Annotated in this window: 3 protein-coding genes; 1 reads left to right on the top strand and 2 read right to left on the bottom strand. The window is 22.3% G+C overall.

What is annotated here, in order from left to right:
• Positions 1-246 precede the first annotated feature (246 nt).
• Positions 247-972, bottom strand: a complete 726-nt coding sequence (locus HCG76_RS18795) for a hypothetical protein (protein ID WP_221701791.1) — start codon at positions 970-972, stop codon at positions 247-249.
• 116 nt (positions 973-1,088) lie between these two features.
• On the opposite strand from HCG76_RS18795, the gene HCG76_RS18790 reads away from it, so the two are divergent.
• Entirely contained in the window at positions 1,089-1,406 is a 318-nt protein-coding gene (locus HCG76_RS18790) for a YkvA family protein (protein ID WP_221701790.1), read from the top strand.
• A gap of 74 nt (positions 1,407-1,480) precedes the next feature.
• On the opposite strand, the gene HCG76_RS18785 is transcribed toward HCG76_RS18790, so the two are convergent.
• Entirely contained in the window at positions 1,481-2,857 is a 1,377-nt protein-coding gene (locus HCG76_RS18785; RefSeq protein ID WP_221701789.1) for a hypothetical protein, read from the bottom strand.
• Between the last annotated feature and the right edge of the window lie 97 nt (positions 2,858-2,954).

Here is a 2,954-nt window from a genome sequence, read left to right as displayed (position 1 = left end):
AAAAGGGAGGATTCGAATTCGAATCCTCCCTTTCTTATTCGGCTAGTATCAAAAGTTATTTTGATACAGCCCCATTTATTTTATAATATTTTAATTACATATAAATTATTTTATATCATAAAAGTATAAATAACTTAAAAAATTAGGCAACAGGATGGTCACGGTATACCGTGACCATTCTACTGCCTAATTTTTTTACTGTTTTTTTCTTCTTTATATTATCTAGTATATTTAATTACATTTTATTTATTCCTCGTCTAGATTTCCAATCTTACAACAATCATATTTTAATAAATAATAGTTCACCTGATTTATATCCATAAAATCCATTAATCCTTTAGCAATAATTAAATCTCTCTTATCTCTCAAATATAATTCATTAAATCCTGCTGCCTTTAATAAATAATTAGTTTCAAATGTATTAAGCTCAAATGCAAAAGCTAAACCTATTATACAATTTCTATTAGGATTTCTCTTTCTTTTTCCATTAATATTAAATACAGGAGTTATGTAACTCTCTTTATGATTCGATTTAATACATATTTGTTCAAAAGTTATACCACTTTCATTCTTTAAATGATTTAGATAATGTTGTATTGAAAATCTATTAAAATTAACTTTTTCAATAATTTTATCTATAGAATTTTCTCTTAATAATTTACCCCATTCTCCACTTCGTGGTTGTATATTAGTGTCATTTTTATTAAGCTTATTAATCTTATTTAATATATTTCTATTTAGAGTACAACTATAGCCATTAATCAACTCCTTAGTTGCAGATACTGCTCCACCTATAATAGAAAAAGGAATACACTCAAAACTACTAGTTGAATGAAAACTTTTTTTATATTCCATATCATCTAATAACTCTTCTGCAAATGGAATATTCTCTTCAATATCATTAATTGTTTTACATTGTTTTAGTATCTTTTTATTTAATTCATCAAATCTATTTATTATTTTATTACTCATTTATTTTGCTCCTATGCATTATAGTGTGCATTTTGCACCTAACACCTTATACCATTTTTATTTTAAAATTAGTTCATAAGATAAATTAAGTTAATTAAATTTTGGAGGTTTTATTTATGAAAAATACTTTTAATCAAGAATATATAATGAAAAATTTCTTTAAGAAGGTTAAGAATACACTAGCACATATCCCCTTTATGACTGATGTTATAGCAATGTACTTTTGTGCAATTGATAATACAGTTCCTCTCAGTATAAAAATAACTATTTTTTCAGCATTAACATACTTTATTAATCCTATCGACATAATTCCAGATTTAGCACCTGGTGGATATAGTGACGATGTAGCCGCTTTACTTGGAGCACTTAAATTAGCTGAGGTTTATATTACTGATACTCACAGATTTAAAGCCAAGCAATGGCTTTATTCCTAATCTAAAAAGACTGTGAAAGCAAATGTTTTTACAGTCTTTTTAGATTAAATAAAATCAATATTTTCAATAGCTATTTACTGTATTTCTCTAAATAATTGTGATAAATTATTAAAATTAATATTTGCTTCTATTTTAGGATTAAAAGTCAGAACTTTCATTGAAGGTTTTATTTCATCATTTCTTATCTTAAAATCACTATTATACAAGTTATGTAATAATTTATTATTTTCATGAATATCATTCTGACTATTTATTATCCAAACCTTATTTATCTCATCATTTTCATTTTCTGTACTTATAGAAAAACAATACTTGTACGCTATTTTATTAAAACTATATTTAATTACTGTATTAATAGTCGAAAACTTTGCATCTAAAATTATATATTCATTTTTAATTCCTCTATTAATTTTAATAATATAATCTGGAGTATAATATTCTGAACGTTCTCCTTGATAATTTATATTATTATTCCTAAATAATCCAAGCAAATGATTAAAATCTTTTTTCTTCGAAGATACTAATGGTTGGTAAAATACAGTTATTTCTATATCATTTTTCTTAAATATAAATGTATTTTCAAATCTAGTATTAATATACAAACTATTTTTACTAGTAGTATATACAATTTTTAAAGTATCAATTAAATCAAATTTATTTTGAATAAGATATTCATTAATATTCAACAATACGTAATATTCATAAATTTCACTAACACTATTAAAACTTAAAATCATGTTTTCTATTTTAAAATCATAATTTCCATTCTCAAACCATTCTTTTATCACTAAATAAATTTTTTGATAGTGTTTAATTTTTATGAAATTAGCATTTGGTTTAGGTATTTTATTTATAATTATTTCATCACATTTTAAAACCTTTTTATACAATAAATATAGTTCTAAAAATTGCTTCTTTAAAGCGTATAACTTTTCTAAATATGAATTAATACTATTTAATATAAATTCATGTATATGATACCCTGACGATATATATTGCCCATTATATTTATCTTTAATATTATCCACTCTAGTTTTTGATAATATATTAATTTCATCATTTATAACTAAATATATTGACTTTAAAAATCCTAAAACAATCTTATTTTCATATATATTTTTTGATATCTCATTTTTATTTATTAAGGTTTTGATAGGTATAAGGTTTGTCTTATTATACTTAATACCTGTTATTGATTGAGTTTGTTTTAAATATTGAGGATTACTTAATATAAATTGAATTGTATCACCTTTAATAATATTAAGCTTTTCAAAATCATCTATTATATTTTTTTCTATATTCTCATAATGAACATAATTTTTAAAAAACTTTAAATTTTCTGTGTATATCAATACTATTTTTTCTAATAAAGATATCTTAGTATACATATTTTTATTTTTACTCTTTGTGGTTGAACTATAATCTAATACATTAGAATTTTCTTTATACAAATATTTACTCGAATTATTATATGGTCTTATGTCAATATTTTGGACACAAAAAGTCAAACTTTTTTATGCTGCACTTCTAGCTAATAATTCACATTGT

The organism is Clostridium sp. K13 (assembly GCF_019734195.1).
In the GTDB taxonomy this organism is placed as follows: domain Bacteria; phylum Bacillota; class Clostridia; order Clostridiales; family Clostridiaceae; genus Clostridium.
This window is presented reverse-complemented; position numbering and strand designations above follow the sequence as displayed.

What these genes read in the sequence shown, in the direction of transcription:
- HCG76_RS18795 (WP_221701791.1), bottom strand. Translation starts at nt 972, where the DNA reads ATGAGTAATAAAATAATAAATAGATTTGATGAATTAAATAAAAAGATA.
- HCG76_RS18790 (WP_221701790.1), top strand. Translation starts at nt 1,089, where the DNA reads ATGAAAAATACTTTTAATCAAGAATATATAATGAAAAATTTCTTTAAG.